A 16,707-nucleotide genomic window follows, 5' to 3' on the forward strand; every position below is an offset into this window, starting at 1 on the left:
AGTATTAGCGTGCTGCAACTCATTTATTTACAACTTCTTTCCCTTTTTGTAATACAGATAACGGCTTTTTATTCTTCTTTGACATTACCTCTTTATCGGAAATACGTAAAGAAAATAGTAATGCTATGAGTAAAAATATTGCTGATCCAATTAATGCCGCTTGATATGGCAAGAAATCTGATTGAGCATTATTCTGTACATTATTACTTCCAAAACCAGATAGTATACTAGCTAAAACAGCAACTCCTATAGCAGATCCTAATCGGTTTTGCACATTGAATATAGTAGTTGCTCTCCCCATAGAAGATGGTGCGATATTGTTAAAAACAGAAAATTGAACTGCACCGACAGACTGACCTAAGAAAATGCCTATGCCAAACAATAATGCCCGTATTTGCCATGGATTCGTATCGTGATTTACAAAACTTAATAAAACAAATATAACCGCGGTACATATTAATCCAATAGAGATTACCTTTCGGGTTCCTAATTTCTTATAAGACCATGGCACAATCTGTGAAGAAATCATTAATCCAATCGCTTCCGGGAATGTCGTAAGACCTGATTCTAGCGCGGAAACTCCTATCACATTTTGATACATAAGTGGAAAAATAAACAACATTCCTAGTAACCCAGCTGATGAAAACAATGAAATAAGACTCATTTTTCTAAAGACCGGTTCTTTTAATAAGCGTAAATCTAACATCGGTTGCTTTACTCTAAGTTCTACAATTATAAACAATGTAATGAATATAGTCCCAGCTATCCCGGTACTCATAATTTCTGGAGAAATCCAACCTTTTGATGGCCCTTGACTAAGTGCATAGATGAGCATCGCAAATCCTGGTGCCGAAAGAACAAAACCGATAGAATCAAAGCGACCAGCTGATTTTTCAACATGCTCTGTTAAAAATAGAAGACCAAATAGTAATGCAACGATACCAAACGGTAGATTAATATAAAATGCCCAGCGCCAAGACATCTGATCTATAAAGAAACCGCCAATAATTGGTCCTATCGCTGGTGCCACAGCAATTGGAAGTACAATAAATCGAGAAATTTTTGGTCTTTCCTCTGGTGAAAATGTTCGAAATAACATCGCCATCCCGACTGGTGTTAAAAGTCCTCCACCAGCACCTTGAATGATACGAAAAATATTTAATGAAGTAATATCATTTGCAATTCCACATAATGCAGATGCAATTGTAAATACAAAAAGAGCAGTTAGAAATACTCTTTTCGTACCAAAGCGATCTCCTAACCAACCGGAAATCGGAAGGAAAATAGCTAAGCTAACTAGATAACCAACATTTACCGTTCCCATTGCAGATGGAGGTACTTGTAGTTCTTTACTTATCGTTTGCAGTGCTACATTCACAATTGTTGCATCCATTGCAGCCATAAACATCGCTGTTATATAAACGATACTTACAACTACTTTTGGATTTATCTTTGTTTTCATTATCGTTTTCCTACTAATGTTTTTTCACTAACTTGATTACTTTTTGGACTCAAATCTTTCCAATTAAATTCAACATATTCTAAGCAAACCTGCCTACTAGCTTCTTCATGTACGACATTCCAACCAATAGGTACATCAAGAAAGACAGGCCAGAGTGAGTACTGGCCCTCCTCATTTTTTAATACTTTATATTTATAATTATCATTTTCAAACGGATTCGTCATACTCTACTTACCCCTTTCTTTTTCTGCAAATATTTCGCTAGCACTTGCCCAATTTCTGTAAGCGGGCCTGGCTGACATAAATCTTTATGTCTACAATTAATGTCATGCTGCACGATTTCCCCGTCTAAATAATTTAGCCACGTATTTGGAGAAATAGGATCAAACCAGTCTGGTATAACAGTAGATCTAAAGAATAAAATATCCCCGTTGTAAACTTTCGGTACGTATTTCCCTAACAACCCTACCGAATTCACATATGTTTCTTTCAAGTTCAAAATAGTCTCTTCTTCAAGACTCGCTAACGCACTTCCATCATTACGAAGTATTTCAACCGCGCTTTCGATGGTAAGTGGTTTACCATCCATGTTATCTGGATCATATCCACCTAAAGCAAGTAATGCGATTAACGCTTCTTCTTCAGTAGGTGCTTCCGTATTCGGTAAGAAGTGACCAGGATAAGAATCAAGCATAACGAGTAATTCTACTTCTTCCCCTTCATTTTGTAGTTGCGCCGCTATGGCATGAACAACATTTCCTCCAAGCGACCAACCGAGTAAACGATATGGTCCCTGAGGCTGTACTTCACGAACGTGTTTCAAATAATCCGCCGCCATCTCCTCTAAGCTTTTTGGAAGTTCTTCATTTTTAGCGATACCACGTGCTTGTACACCATAGATTGGATAATCTGTTCCTAAAGATTTCATAAGTCCTGCATAACACCAACTTAATCCACCTGCTGGATGTACACAAAATAGTGGTAATTGATCTCCGCTTGCTCGTAATGGAAGCAACACATCAAGTGCACTTTGACCATTCCCCATTTCAAGTCTTTCAGCAAGCCCTGCAACAGTAGGTGCTGCAAATAAAGTTCCAATATTCAGTTCAACTCCAAGTGCCTTTTTAATGCGACTCATAAGTTGCACTGCAAGAAGTGAATGACCACCAAGATCAAAGAATCCGTCATCAATTCCAATTTGAGGCACACTTAAAACTTCTGTAAACAAGTCACATAACATTTCTTCTTGTGGTGTTCTTGGTCCGCGGCTAGAAGATGATGCAATAAATTCTGGAGCTGGCAATGCCTTTCTATCTAATTTACCGTTTGGAGTTAAAGGTAACTCATTTACTACTACAAAAGCGTACGGAACCATATAATCTGGCAAACTACCTCCAGCATGCTGACGCATTTCATTCGAATCAAGCGTTTCATTATTTGATGCGACGATATAAGAAACTAATCGTTTATCCCCTGGCTGATCTTCCCGTACAATAACAGCTACTTGTTCAACTTGAGGATGTTTCATTATAACCGCTTCTATTTCCCCTAATTCAATTCGGAATCCACGAATTTTAATTTGATGATCTGCACGTCCTATATAATCTAACGTACCATCTTGACGCCAGCGCGCTAAGTCTCCTGTACGATACATTCTTGTACCTGGCTTACCAAATGGATCTGCGATAAAACGTTCAGCAGTTAATCCTGCTCTTCCTAAATATCCACGAGCGAGCCCTGCACCTGCAACATACATTTCTCCAACTACCCCTGGTGGCACTGGTTGTAAATAGTTATCTAGTACGTATACTTTAAGATCCGGTATACTGCATCCAATTAAACTATTTGCTCGTAAAGAGACAATAGTTTCATCTAACTCAATATAGCTAACATGTACCGTCGTCTCTGTAATACCGTACATATTAATAAGCTTCGGTGAGTTATGAGGATGACGACTATACCAATCTTCTAATCGACTCAGTTCAAGCGCTTCTCCTCCAAAAACAACATATCGTAAAGATAGTTTTTGACCGATTTCTTCATGTTCGCGATCCGCTTGCATCAATTGATAAAAAGCAGATGGTGTTTGGTTTAAAACAGTGACCTTTTCCTTAACAAGGAGCTGTAAAAATTCTTTCGGCGAACGACTAACAGTGTGCGGTACTACAACAAGGCGTCCCCCGTATAATAAAGGTCCCCAAATTTCCCAAACTGAGAAATCAAAAGCATATGAATGGAACATTGTCCACACATCTTCCGAATCAAATTGGAACCAATGATCAGTTGCTCCTAAAAGTCTTACTACATTATGATGTGGTATCATAACACCTTTCGGTCTACCTGTTGAGCCTGACGTATAAATAACATAAGCAATATGTGAAGGAGATAAAGGCTTAATGCGCTCCATTTCATCAATATTGTCTTCACTATATTTCTCTATTTCTCCTATTACTTTCACATCATCAACTAAAATCTTTAGTTCCTCATCACATTCAATTTCCACATCTGAATTTGTTAAAACACATGATGGTTTCGCATCGTGTAGCATAAATGAAATACGATCTGACGGATAATCCGGATCTAACGGAAGGTATCCCGCACCAGCTTTAAGAACAGCTAGTAAGCTCACAACCATATTTAAAGATCTCGGCATCGCTAAAGCAACGAGTTGATCAGGACCGACTCCTTTTGCTATTAACAAACGAGCTATTTTATTCGCTTTTCTATTTAACTCTTTATAAGTTAACTTTTCATTTTCAAAGACGACAGCAATAGAATTTGGACTTACATGAGTTTGCTTTTCAAATAATTGTGGCAATGTCATTTCAGGTACAATTTGAAAACCACCATTCCACTTTTCTAAAACTGTATTTCGCTCTGCTAAAGTTAAAATTTCTAATCTGCCAATTGATTGATCCGGGTGATTCGCTGCGTCATCTAGTAGCAGAATGAATCGTTCTACTAATTTTTGAACCGTTTCACGTTTGTATAAATCAGTACTAAACTCCAACAAACCTTGTAAGCCGTTTGGAATACCATCAACTCCGGTACTCTCACTAATTTCAAATGTTAAATCAAATTTTGCAGAGCCAACGCTTTGAATTTCAAGGGTCGCTTCTAAATCTGGTACATCAAACGTTGCTTCTGGTGTATTTTGGAAAGCTAACATAACTTGAAACAGTGGATGACTATTTCGAGTACGTACTGGATTTAACACTTCAACGAGTCGTTCGAATGGAACATCTTGATTTTCATAAGCTGCAAGGTTTACCTGCTTCACTCTATTCAATAATTCTTTAAAGCTTGGATCTCCTGATGTATTCGTACGTAACACTAATGTATTTACAAATAAACCAACTATATTTGATAGCGCATCATCATTTCTTCCGGCAATTGGACTTCCAATTGGTATATCAGTACCAGCACCTAATCGTGTAAACAGCGCACTTAGTCCTGCTTGCAACACCATAAACAAACTAACTCCATTTTTACGAGCGAGCCCTACTAACCTACTATGCATATCTTCATTTATATGAAAATGAATTGTTTCCCCGCGATAACTCGTTTCAATTGGACGCTGAAAATCTGTAGGTAACTCCATTTGATCTGGCAAACCTTTTAGCTCTTCTTTCCAAAAATCTAATTGTGTTGAAATAAGACTCTCTGGTGTAGTTTCATCACCTAGTAGTTGCTGTTGCCAAAGTGAATAATCTGCGTATTGAACTGGAAGTGTTTCTAGTTGGACACTATCACCTTTACACCTTGCTTTATAAGCTGCTGTAAAATCTCTCGTTAACGGTTGTAATGACCATCCATCTCCAACAATATGATGCAAAAGAATTAGTAATACGTGTTCGTTTTCACTCACTTTAAAAAGTTGTAAACGAACTGCTGGCTCAACATCGAGGTTAAAGCTATATCTTACCGCCTCTGAAAGCACACTTTCTAATTCATCTTTACATGTTTTTGTTATAATCATTTCTAGATTTAAGTTTTCCATCTCTAAAACTTTCTGATATGAACTACCTAATACGTTAGGGAAAATTGTTCTAAGTGTTTCATGTTTCTTCACTACATCATAAAAGGCACCTTGTAAAGCTTCTTCGTTCAATTTTCCAGACATACGAATGACTAACGGAATATTATAAGTAGGACTTGGACCTTCTAAACAATTTAAGAACCATAACCTGCGCTGTGCAAATGAAAGCGGAACTTCACTTGGTCTACTTCCTTTCTTAATAGCTGGTCTTGCATTTTTTGCACGATCCAATTGTCTCGCTAATTCAGCAACAGTTGGTGATTCAAATAGTTTTCCGATTCCTAATTCCACACTTAACGTTTCACGAATTCTTACCATTAAACGAGATGCAAGAAGCGAATGGCCACCCATTTCAAAGAAATTATCATCAATGCTAATATGCGAAACACCAAGTACCTCTGCAAATAAATCACATAGTATTTCTTCTTTCGGGTTTCGTGCAACTCTCTCATTGTTCATTCCATTAAAATCTGGAGCAGGTAATTTCTTTCTATCAACCTTACCATTTGGTGTTAATGGTAATTCTTCTAGCACAACAAATGCCGATGGCACCATATAATTCGCTAAACTTTCTGAAACATAAGAACGAATTTCTGAAAGACTAATCGTTTCCTTCTCTTCGGCAACGATATACGCAATGATTCGTTTATCATTTGGGCGATCTTCTCGTACCATTACTACCGCTTGTTGAACATTTTCATGTCGTTGTAATACCGTTTCAATTTCAGCTAATTCAATTCGGAAACCACGAATTTTAATTTGATGATCTGCGCGACTCATGTACTCTAACACACCATCGTTACGCCATTTTACAAGATCACCTGTGCGGTACATACGTGCTCCCGGTTTTCCATAAAGATTTGCAACAAACCGTTCAGCCGTTAACTCAGGTTTTCCTAAATATCCGTTCGCAAGCCCTTTCCCTGCAATATATAATTCACCGACAACTTCAGGTGGAACTGGTTGTAACCCTGCATCCAATACATACACTTCTGTATTCCAAATTGGCTTTCCAATAGGAGGTATACCATTTTCGCTTTCATCAATATTCATGAAAGTAGACCAAATAGTCGTCTCAGTTGGTCCATATAAGTTAGTTATAGAGCAACCTAATTCTTTTAATTTATTTGCTAAATGTGCTGGAAAAGCTTCACCACCAACGAGCACGTTTAGTCCTTGTAGCCTCTCTGGATATTCAGTTACTAACGCCTGCCACAACGTCGGTGTAGCTTGCATAATTGTCGCTCTTTCTTCTTGTAAAAGTGTCGTTAACGCAGCAGGTTCTTGGATTACCTCTTTTTGAGCAATTGTTATACTTGCACCACTAATGAGAGGTAAATAAATTTCTAGAGCAGAAATATCAAACGCAAACGTTGTAACTGCTAATAAATGATCGTTTTCATTTAATGAAAACATATCTTGCATAGCTAATAAGAAGTTACTTAAACCTTTCATAGGAACAATTACACCTTTTGGATTTCCTGTTGATCCTGAAGTGTAAATTGTATAAGCTGGGTTTAGAAGTGATCCATCATTCTTAAATGGTATATTCATATGAGAATATGTTTTTAACGCTAGTTTTGTTTCTTCGCTATCGAATACTATTTTTTTAATATCATTTTCTATAACGAAAGCGGATGAAACAGCTGAATGTGTTATGATACAAACTGGTTTTGCATCATTTACTATATAATGAATTCGCTCGACTGGGTATTCTGGATCTATTGGTAAATATGCTGCACCAGCCTTTAGAACAGCTAGCATACTAACTACCATTTCTAATGATCTTGGAAATACTAAAGCTACAAACTGATTTGGTCGTATTCCTTCTTCTACTAAATAGTGTGCTAGTTCATTCGCTCTTTCATTTAGCTCTTTATACGTAAGTTTTATTCCGTTACAAGTAGCCGCTATTTTATTTGGATTTTTTTGTACTTGTTTTTCAAATAATATAGGTACAGTGATTAGCTCTTCAGTTTTCTTTGTTTCATTCCATTCCAATAAAATTTTATGACTTTCTTCAGGAAGAGTAATGTTTATTTTTCCAATCGACTCGTCTTTTTGATAATTATTTATCACTAATTCTAATAAATTCATAAATCTTTCTTTATGCAATGCTAGTTCCGTGACACTATATACTTCCGGATTCGCATCAAAATGAATCATTAACTCATTTTCATCGAAGCGTTTATATACATTTATCGATAAATCATCGACAGGTCCTGCTGATAAGTTATGTGTAACACCACGATTTCCAGCAAAGTTAAGCCCGTAATCAAAAGGCATAACATTCACTAACGGCCCAAACAACCTTTGATTTTCACCTAGTAACTTTAAGTCTCTTCTTAATTCCTCATGACGATATTTATGATGACGACGTACGTCTCGAATTTCTTTAGATACTTGCTGTATTAATTCCGCAAGAGTTATATTTGGAGTTACAGTGAGACAAAGTGGAACTAAATTCATTACCATACTTGGAGTGTGAATGGATACAGAACCTAGACGCCCCATCATCGGTAAACCTAAAACAATATCAGTGGAACCTGTTAATTTATGCATATAAATACTTGTTACAGCGACAACAAATTCCGGCCAGCTCGTTAACGAAATATTTATATCTTCTAGTAAAGTTTTCGTACTGGAACTAGATAAATAAGCCGTTTCTCGTAAAAATCCATTTGAAGTTCTCGGTGCTCGTTCTGCCAAACTTACCACTTCCGGTTCATCTGCAAACTTTTCTAGCCAAAAAGTACGATCTTCCTGAAACTGTTTAGACCCTCGATACTCATTATCTTCTTCTACAATTTTCGTTAGAGAACCATATGGCTTTTCATTCTCTTGTTTATCATCTATAAGTGATGTATATACTTTGGCTACCTTTTGGCTAAGAAGTGAAAAGCCATAGCCATCCATCACAATGTGATGGATACGCTGATACCAAAAGAAACGATTATTTTCAATTTGAATAAGTGCTTCAGTATATAATTTATCTTCTGTTAAATCCACGGGCATAGATAAATCATTTTTCATCCATACCTTAGCAACTTCTTCAGGATTTTTTTCTTTACGAACGTCAATAAAATGCATATGAAACTTTGACGATCCCTCAATAACTTGCCATGGGCCGATTTCATCCTCTTCGAAACGAACATGAAGTGCTTCTGCTTCCGTTACAACTTTACGTACAGCTAATTCGAAAATTTCTTGATTAATCGTTCCGTTTATTTCTACATATTCCCCAGTATTATAAATCGGATTAAGTGGATCTAATTGCTGCGCAAACCACATACCAGACTGCGCAGATGATAACGAATGACGAATCTTTTGACTGTTAGGCATTCTTTACTACCCCTTTATTATGTAATCTGTTTGTTACAGCACCTGTTCTGTTTGTAAAGATAATAAGCGGTACCAATCGGCAACAGTTGGACGTTCTGCTAAATCTGCAAAAGTGATTTCCTTCCCTTCGCGACGCCACTTCTCTACTAAACTCATAATTCTGACCGAATCAAGTCCTCTATTTAATAAATCTTCATCAACCTCAATACTCTCTACTGGCTCACGGAGTAATTGTGCAACTAGTTCATGCACTTCCTGTAAAGTGATTCCTTCACTCTCATCACCTTTTATACTTTGTAAATCTTTTAACAGTAAGTTTGTTGCAGTCGTAACTGCACATCTATCAGATGCATACTGCAATGCTTGTTTATGATGCTCAAGTGAAAAATCAGCTACCGCATCTGCTACAAAGAATGGCTGAATACCATCCATAAACGCTTCACAAGCTGTTAAAAGGCAGCCAATATGCGCATAAATACCGCAAATGATAAGTTGATCTCGTCCTTGTTCATTTAAAATTTCTAATAAATTTGTCTTTTTAAATGCACTATATCTCCATTTTGTTAGGAATATATCATTTTCATCAGGAGTAAGTTCATCAACAATTTTCTTTTTATCTGGTCCAGCAGGGATACCGTCACCCCAAAAATCTTGTAATAACCCCCGCTGCTCTAACGTTTGTCCACCAGGTTGTGCTGTATAAACAACTGGTATACCAAGTTCCTTACATCTTTCTCTTATCACCTTAATATTTAAAATCAGTTCTACTTTTGGCGATTCTTTATCACTATACGCATCAAGAAAATACTCTTGCATGTCATGGATTAAAAGAACGGCACGTTTCGGATCTGGTGTCCAATTCACTTTATTTTTTGGTAGTTCTGATTCAACTGGCATTTTGTATACTGAAATAGATGGGATAGCCATCTAATCACTTCCTTCCGATTTTTATTTTTGTTTTACTGTTCTAAGTTTTTCAGCAATGACTTTACGTAATTCTTTTTTACTTACTTTTCCAACACCTGTTTGCGGGAATGATTCAATAAATTCAATTCGATCTGGAATCTTATAAGCTGCTATACCTCGTTCTCTTAAAAATATTTTTAATTCACTTACAGTTGGGGCTTGTCCACGAGCTATGACAAAAGCGCAAGTACGTTCACCTAAATAATCATCAGGCATAGATACAATTGCTACATCATGGACTGAATCATGTGCTAATAGATGATTTTCAACTTCTTCCGCAGCAACCTTCTCACCACCACGGTTAATTTGATCTTTATCTCTTCCTTCTACAATGATGTAACCTTGTTCATTGACTTTTACAAGATCACCTGTGCGATAAAAGCCATCCTTTGTAAATGATCGCGCATTATGCTCCTCCGCTTTATAATAACCACGAATTGTATATGGCCCTCGTGTTAATAAACTACCTACTTTCCCAGGTTTTACATCGTTATCATATTCATCAACAACTCGGACTTCATCGAATGTAGACATCGGTCTACCTTGTGTATGAATAATGACTTCTTCTGGATCATCTAATCTTGTGTAATTTACTAATCCTTCCGCCATACCAAATACTTGTTGTAACGTACATCCGAATGTAGGGCGTATACGCTTTGCAACTTCAGCGCTAAATTTCGCTCCACCTACTTGAAGTACTTGTAGACTCGATAAATCGTTAGTACGCGAATCTACTGCATCAAGCCAAATCATTGCTAATGGTGGAACGAGAGCTGTAATCGTAACTTTTTCTTTTTCTATAAGCGCAAACGCCTCATCTGGGCTACCTCCATTTGCCAATACTACTTTTCCACCAGCATAGAAAGTTCCAAATGTTCCTGGAGAACTCATCGGGTAATTGTGTGCTACTGGAAGAACTGCCATATAGACGCTTTCTGCATTCAAATTACAAATTTCAGCGCTAACACGTAAACTATAAATATAGTCATCATGTGTTCTAGGAATTAATTTAGAAAGTCCTGTTGTCCCTCCTGATAATTGGAGAAACGCAACATCACTTGGCTGAACTTCTGATAATGGAACCGGATCCATATAAAGATTACTTATGTTCACAAATTCTTCTTCTTCCCCTACTACGATTACATGTTGTAAAGTAGGAATTTTCTCTTTCACTTCTCTTGCTAGTTTTCGGTAATCAAAGCCAAGTGCCTTATCTGAAATGACATAAGCGCTCGCCTCACCAAACTCGCAAAAATAACTAATTTCACTACTGCGATGTGAAGGCAATGCAAAAACGGGAAGTGCTCCAATTCGAAATAGCGCGAAACATACTTCAAAAAACTCTATAATATTAGGTAACTGAAGAACAACTCGGTCCTCTTGCTTTATTCCTAAATTCAGTAAACCAGCAGCCAAACGATCTACCTTCTTATCAAGTTCACTATACGTTATATGTGAATTACCACTTACAATCGCAATTTGATCTCCATGTTTTTCAGCGCGTTCTCTTAACATCGCGCCAAACGTCTCTCCAAGCCAACATCCTTCTTCTCGATAACGACCTGCCAATTCTTTTGGCCATTCCGTATAACCTGCTAACATTCATTCTTCCCCCTACTTGTCATTCAATGAACTATCACTTAACCCTAAAGCTTTCAGCATTGTTTGAAATTTAGCTGACGTTTCTGCTAACTCATCTTCTGGCTTTGATTCAGCAACAACTCCAGCGCCTGCATATAATCGAAGTGTATTTTCTTGCACTTCAGCACAGCGAATTGTAACAATCCATTCGCCGTCTCCATTTAGATCGCTCCATCCTAGCATTCCTGTAAAGAATTCACGATCAAATGGCTCAATTTTTTCGATAGCCTCTCTCGCTTTTTCCATTGGAGTTCCGCAAACTGCTGGCGTTGGATGAAGGGCAATTGCTAATTCTAAAGAAGACGTATTTGGATCCTTAAGTTCACCTTTCACTTCTGTAGATAAGTGCCACATCGCTTCACTATGAATGACAGATGGTTTTTCTGGAACGTGTAATGTATGACAATACGGACGAAGTGCAGCGGCAACCGCTTCAACTACTACCGCATGTTCATGTAAATCTTTTAGAGAAGAAAGTAATTCTTCCGCTCTTCTTTTATCTTCCACTGGGTCTCCACTTCGAGGTCTTGAGCCAGCCAACGGATTAGAAATTACTTGCATACCATTACGTGAAACAAGCAATTCAGGACTTGCTCCAATTAACGTCTTACTGTTCCCGTTTTCATCTTTCGGCAAATTAACAGCAAATGTATATCCGTGCTTATTATGTTCTCCTAATTCACGAAGTAGTTTTTGTTTATCAATTTTCTCTGTAGATTTAACATCCAACGATCTAGATAGAACGATTTTCTTTAAATCTCCGTCTTGTATTTTTTCAATCCCTTGCTTCACACCATTCATATAAACTTCAGGATCTGGGACTGGTGTCATTTCAAATGCCAGTTTCTCATTTCGTTTTATCTCATTTGTTTTCTCTAACTGTAAACGCTCAGTAATTCTACTATGTTCTGGTACAATAAGTTGAACTTCTTTCCTGCGATCAAATGGTAAAGCACCTACAACGATAGGATTTGGATTTCCAGCTTGTTTTGCATTACTTAATACCGCCTTTACAAGCTCTGGAAAGCTTTCGATTTCACTATGTTTTACTGTAGTAAACTCTCCTTCTGTCAATATCGTTCGATTTGGTGAAGCGAAAAAGAATGAAGATTCAGTCTTGTAATCTTCTAAAAGTTTTTCTGACCGTTCCTTTACGGCTGTAAGTTCATTCATAATATATTAACCTCCTGAATTTTTTATTAAACTCCTAATGTAGCTCCGCCATCGACACATAAATTGTGCATTGTAATATGACTTGCTTTATTTGAAGCTAAAAACAATACTGCTTCAGCAATTTCTGAAGGTTGTGCAATTTTTTGTAATGGAATTCCGAGTCTATATGTATTTTGAGAACCAGCAATTATATTTTTAGCTCCATTCTCATCAGCCCATAGTAATCGTTGCATTTCAGTTTCAGTAGAACCAGGAGAAACTAAGTTACAGCGAATATTGTATGCTGCAAGTTCTAATCCTAAACATTTCATAAACATCGTCGTTGCAGCTTTTGATGCAGCATACGCAGCCATCTCCATTCTCGGAGTTTTTGCCGCATTTGAACCAACTGTAACAATTACCCCCGACTTTCTTAATATCATATGTTTACTTACTGCTCGGGACATATAGAAAACTCCAGTAGTATTTACAGAGAATGTTTTATTCCAATCTTCGTCACTAAAAGAGTGAATCGCTCCCATACGTAAAACCCCTGCAACATTTACTAATATATCTATTGGTGCTATATCATTTTCAATACGGTTTACTCCCTCTTCAACAGCGGCACTATCACTCACATCTAAATAACACGTCTTAATACGTGTTTCATTTGATGCATAATGATTTAAGTACTTATTAAGCCCTTCTGCATTTTGATCAACCGCAATAACTGTAGCTCCTCTTTCTAAAAACGTTTTTGCTACAGCCATACCTATACCTTGGGCTGCGCCAGTTACTAAAACGGTTTTCCCATCAAATTCCCCTAAGTTCATTTCCTCTATCCTTTCATATAAAAATTGATCTAATTAAGAAACGTAATCGATAACGATTTTCATTATCAATTACGTTGTAAAAAATAATACACTTACTAAACTAATTGGTCAAGTGTACTTTTCATCAAAATCAAATTCATTGATAATAATTTTCATTTACTGTTCTTACACTGAAATGATAATGTTTCTCAATAAACTTGTCAATCTTTTTTTATTTTTCAGATAAAATGTTTTTACATTTTTATATAAGATTACATTTATAAGCATTAAAATGTAATCTTATATAAAAATTCAATCCATAATTCCTTCTCATCTTTTTGGAAATTCAAAAAGAAAAACTGTATATCTCTTCATCTATAATACATTATCGAAATTTAAGTTTTCTTTTCTCAATATTTTTCTGAAAATATCTCATTTTACATCTTGCATTTCTCGATGAATGTCATGTGTATAATCTAAGATTTAGTAAGAGGTTCATACATTATGCATCACTTTATAATATTTCAATATAATCCAATTAAATATTTCACTCGCTTTTTGTATCAGGAAAATTCCGAGGATTATTAAGCCTGGGTAGGGAAAAACAATTTATAAAATAGTTCATAAAGAAAAAAGGCAAGTGGTTTGGCATCCACTTGCCTTTCGTAATTTTATTATGTATCGTAAAAAAGTACCCTATTAAATTTAAACATATATAACAACTAAACACTGAAATTAAGAGTCTATATCTTCAATTACCAAGTAATTATCGATACAGGCTTTTTTGTTTACAAATAATAAAGTTGTTTCATTTGTCAGTGTAACAATAAAAGCTTTGTTACACTTACTTATGTAACAAAGCTTGTCATTTATCTCTCTTCAATGGCATTTTCTTTTTTTATTACTAAATTTTTTATCTTTCCAGCTAATAACACACTTCTCACCATTAAAATTACAGTCCCCCAATATAAAAAAGAATTATTTAAAAAATACACTTTTAAAAAAGGTTCATGCATTATCATTTTAGCGGAAGTCCATGCTATTACACCGCCCCCAATGTAAATAATAACAGGGAAACGATCAACAAATTTAATAAATAAACTGCTCCCTAAAATTACAATAGGAATACTAATTACTAATCCTAAAAGCACTAATAGAAAGTTACCATGTGAAGCACCTGCTACTGCTAATACATTATCAAGATTTATTAAAATATCTGCCATGATAATGGCTCGAATTGCTGTCCATAAACATTTTTGGGATTAACATTATTTTCTTTTGGATTTTCTGTTAATGCTACAAGTTTAAAAGCAATCCAAAGTACTAGTATCCCTCCAATTAACATAAGACCTGGAATTTTTAATAACCAAACAGCAACTAAAGTAGCAAGTGTACAAATAATAATCGCTCCAACTGTTCCCAAAAAAATTGCTTTTTTCTGTTGTTTTTTTGGTGAATTTCTTGCAATCAAACCAATTACAATAGCATTATCACCAGCAATTACTAAATCAATGATGACAATTGATAATAAAGCTGAAAAAACGCCAATGTATTCACCTCAATTTGTACTTAAAGCAAATTGTGTACAGCGATTAATAATAATATAAACCCACTTAATGCTGTGCTAAATTGTCCTAATGTCCAAGATCCAATTTTTACATTTGCAACCTTTTTTCCTAATTTAACTCCTAACCAAACAGTTAAAAAACTGAATATGGCTGCTGATAATGAAATAGCGAATGGAGATAATTTTAATAACCCTGCACCTAATCCATTCGTTAAAGCATTCATAGATATAGCAATACCAAGAACAATAGCCTCAAAAAAATTAATATTTCCTGATTTATCGAGATCGGCTTTTTCAGGAGATTTTAAATATCCAGTGATAACATTCGAAACAGATTCCTCTTCATCAAGCACTTCTTGATGAACTTTCTTTTTTCTTGGAATTGTCATTAAAATAATTCGTAAACCAATTACAAACAAAAACAATGTACCAATAACATCAGATAATGTACCAGGAAAAACTTTTGAAATATATTGTCCAAATAAAATACCCATTTCACTAAAAACAAAAGCGATAATCGCAATTATAAAATTAGCTAAAAAACCTATACGAATATTACGAATACCATAAGATATCCCTACTCCAAAATTATCTATACTAGAGGATAATGAAAGTAACAAAATCGTAATTAAGGCTGTTATGGTCATAATTGTCATACTCCTTTTTATAAGAAATAGCAAGTTATTTTCTGGGTTATTGTATGATATATCAAAAAAAGTGTTCCTACTAAAGATAGGCACTCTTATGAGTGTCTTTTCTTTTTTAAAAGGACCTGCCCATATAGTATTTAAAAACATAAAGTAATGTGAAACTGCAAAAAACATGTGTATCCCAATGTTTTCCCCTCCTGTTTAAAGGAGGAACCATTATGGGCTTTGGTGGTAGTTGTGGTTTTGCTGGAGGCTTCGCTTTACTCGTTGCCCTCTTTATGGGAGAATGTATATTCCACAGGAATCGAAGCACATGGCGTAAATCCTAATGCTATTAAAGCTATGAAAGAAGTAAATATCGACATAACAAAGCAAACATCAGATATTATTGATCCAAACATTTTAATGTAGGTTTGAAACAAAGTTTGATTAAAAACACCCCTCAAATCGGTATTGTACGATAAATAAAAAGAATCCATTTTGAAAAAGGATTGATCAAAATGGATTCTTATCTGGCATATTTAAGGTTAGTTTTTATAAAAAAGTTTGATCAAAATCCACCTAAATTTCCTTGCTTGAAGGGATAAAGTCTCACATCTTTTTTTATAAACGGTACGACTTTATTTCAAATCCACATCATAAACGCTTAATTTATAATAAACAAGAAGAATCCACTAAAAGAAGTTTTATCAAAACGGATTTCTTTTTAATTACTTTTCTCTTTTTTTAAATCGATTTGTTTTAGTATTTCATCTTGTGCCTCGCCGCTCATTTCATAATGAAACATATGAGGCCAGTATTTCTTTGTTAAAGATACAACCTCATATCATTTATCCTTTATTGCTTTTTCTTTATGAGATATTGTCATTTAGCTACTAATTCCCTTAAATACACTTAAAGCCAAGGTCATCAAACTCTTGTTCTATTGAGTGCTATCCTCGCACTGAGGCTACGTCCTCCACCAAAAGGAATACACGTAATATTCAGACACTATCGTAAGTTATCTATTTTTGCTATGTATCTTTAATTTAAATTTAAAGATAAAAAAAGATAGTAAGGATAATCAATCCTTACTA

Annotated in this window: 8 protein-coding genes and 3 pseudogenes; 2 read left to right on the forward strand and 9 right to left on the reverse strand. The window is 35.6% G+C overall.

Going from position 1 to position 16,707, the window contains the following annotated elements; genetic code table 11:
• Positions 1 to 19: 19 nt before the first annotated feature.
• From MR109_RS16575 to ytaF, 9 genes and pseudogenes are all read right to left on the reverse strand, one after another.
• The gene (locus MR109_RS16575) at positions 20 to 1,462 is read right to left on the reverse strand and encodes an MDR family MFS transporter (protein WP_242273121.1); all 1,443 of its coding nucleotides are present in this window, start codon (positions 1,460 to 1,462) and stop codon (positions 20 to 22) included.
• Entirely contained in the window at positions 1,462 to 1,686 is a 225-nt protein-coding gene (locus MR109_RS16580; RefSeq protein WP_002171891.1) for an MbtH family protein, read from the reverse strand. Before MR109_RS16580 ends, MR109_RS16575 begins: the two co-directional genes overlap by 1 nt.
• Complete coding sequence (locus tag MR109_RS16585; RefSeq protein WP_242273123.1) at positions 1,683 to 8,843, reverse strand: amino acid adenylation domain-containing protein; 7,161 nt, start codon at positions 8,841 to 8,843, stop codon at positions 1,683 to 1,685. Before MR109_RS16585 ends, MR109_RS16580 begins: the two co-directional genes overlap by 4 nt.
• Positions 8,844 to 8,876: 33 nt before the next feature.
• Complete coding sequence (locus MR109_RS16590; RefSeq protein ID WP_071719885.1) at positions 8,877 to 9,770, reverse strand: isochorismatase family protein; 894 nt, start codon at positions 9,768 to 9,770, stop codon at positions 8,877 to 8,879.
• Positions 9,771 to 9,791: 21 nt separating this feature from the next.
• Entirely contained in the window at positions 9,792 to 11,411 is a 1,620-nt protein-coding gene (locus tag MR109_RS16595) for a (2,3-dihydroxybenzoyl)adenylate synthase (protein ID WP_242273126.1), read from the reverse strand.
• Between the two features lie 12 nt (positions 11,412 to 11,423).
• Positions 11,424 to 12,623, reverse strand: coding sequence for an isochorismate synthase DhbC (gene dhbC, locus MR109_RS16600; RefSeq protein WP_242273127.1), 1,200 nt, complete (start codon positions 12,621 to 12,623; stop codon positions 11,424 to 11,426).
• Between the two features lie 26 nt (positions 12,624 to 12,649).
• Positions 12,650 to 13,435, reverse strand: a complete 786-nt coding sequence (locus MR109_RS16605; protein ID WP_242273129.1) for a 2,3-dihydro-2,3-dihydroxybenzoate dehydrogenase — start codon at positions 13,433 to 13,435, stop codon at positions 12,650 to 12,652.
• An 848-nt stretch (positions 13,436 to 14,283) separates the two neighbouring features.
• Positions 14,284 to 14,963, reverse strand: a pseudogene (locus MR109_RS16610) (TerC family protein).
• A 20-nt stretch (positions 14,964 to 14,983) separates the two neighbouring features.
• Entirely contained in the window at positions 14,984 to 15,628 is a 645-nt protein-coding gene (ytaF, locus tag MR109_RS16615; RefSeq protein WP_002171883.1) for a sporulation membrane protein YtaF, read from the reverse strand.
• Between the two features lie 221 nt (positions 15,629 to 15,849).
• Here ytaF and MR109_RS16620 point away from each other — a divergent pair.
• Positions 15,850 to 15,912, forward strand: a pseudogene (locus tag MR109_RS16620) (YjcZ family sporulation protein); the annotation flags it as partial.
• A 7-nt stretch (positions 15,913 to 15,919) separates the two neighbouring features.
• Positions 15,920 to 16,036, forward strand: a pseudogene (locus MR109_RS16625) (arsenate reductase); the annotation flags it as partial.
• Positions 16,037 to 16,707 lie beyond the last annotated feature (671 nt).

The organism is Bacillus cereus group sp. BfR-BA-01310 (genome assembly GCF_022664325.1).
GTDB lineage: Bacteria > Bacillota > Bacilli > Bacillales > Bacillaceae_G > Bacillus_A > Bacillus_A paramycoides.

Excerpts from the sequence above, each read along its gene's own strand:
- MR109_RS16575 (WP_242273121.1), bottom strand. The coding sequence starts at position 1,462 with ATGAAAACAAAGATAAATCCAAAAGTAGTTGTAAGTATCGTTTATATA.
- MR109_RS16580 (WP_002171891.1), bottom strand. The coding sequence starts at position 1,686 with ATGACGAATCCGTTTGAAAATGATAATTATAAATATAAAGTATTAAAA.
- MR109_RS16585 (WP_242273123.1), bottom strand. The coding sequence starts at position 8,843 with ATGCCTAACAGTCAAAAGATTCGTCATTCGTTATCATCTGCGCAGTCT.
- MR109_RS16590 (WP_071719885.1), bottom strand. The coding sequence starts at position 9,770 with ATGGCTATCCCATCTATTTCAGTATACAAAATGCCAGTTGAATCAGAA.
- MR109_RS16595 (WP_242273126.1), bottom strand. The coding sequence starts at position 11,411 with ATGTTAGCAGGTTATACGGAATGGCCAAAAGAATTGGCAGGTCGTTAT.
- dhbC (WP_242273127.1), bottom strand. The coding sequence starts at position 12,623 with ATGAATGAACTTACAGCCGTAAAGGAACGGTCAGAAAAACTTTTAGAA.
- MR109_RS16605 (WP_242273129.1), bottom strand. The coding sequence starts at position 13,435 with ATGAACTTAGGGGAATTTGATGGGAAAACCGTTTTAGTAACTGGCGCA.
- ytaF (WP_002171883.1), bottom strand. The coding sequence starts at position 15,628 with ATGACCATAACAGCCTTAATTACGATTTTGTTACTTTCATTATCCTCT.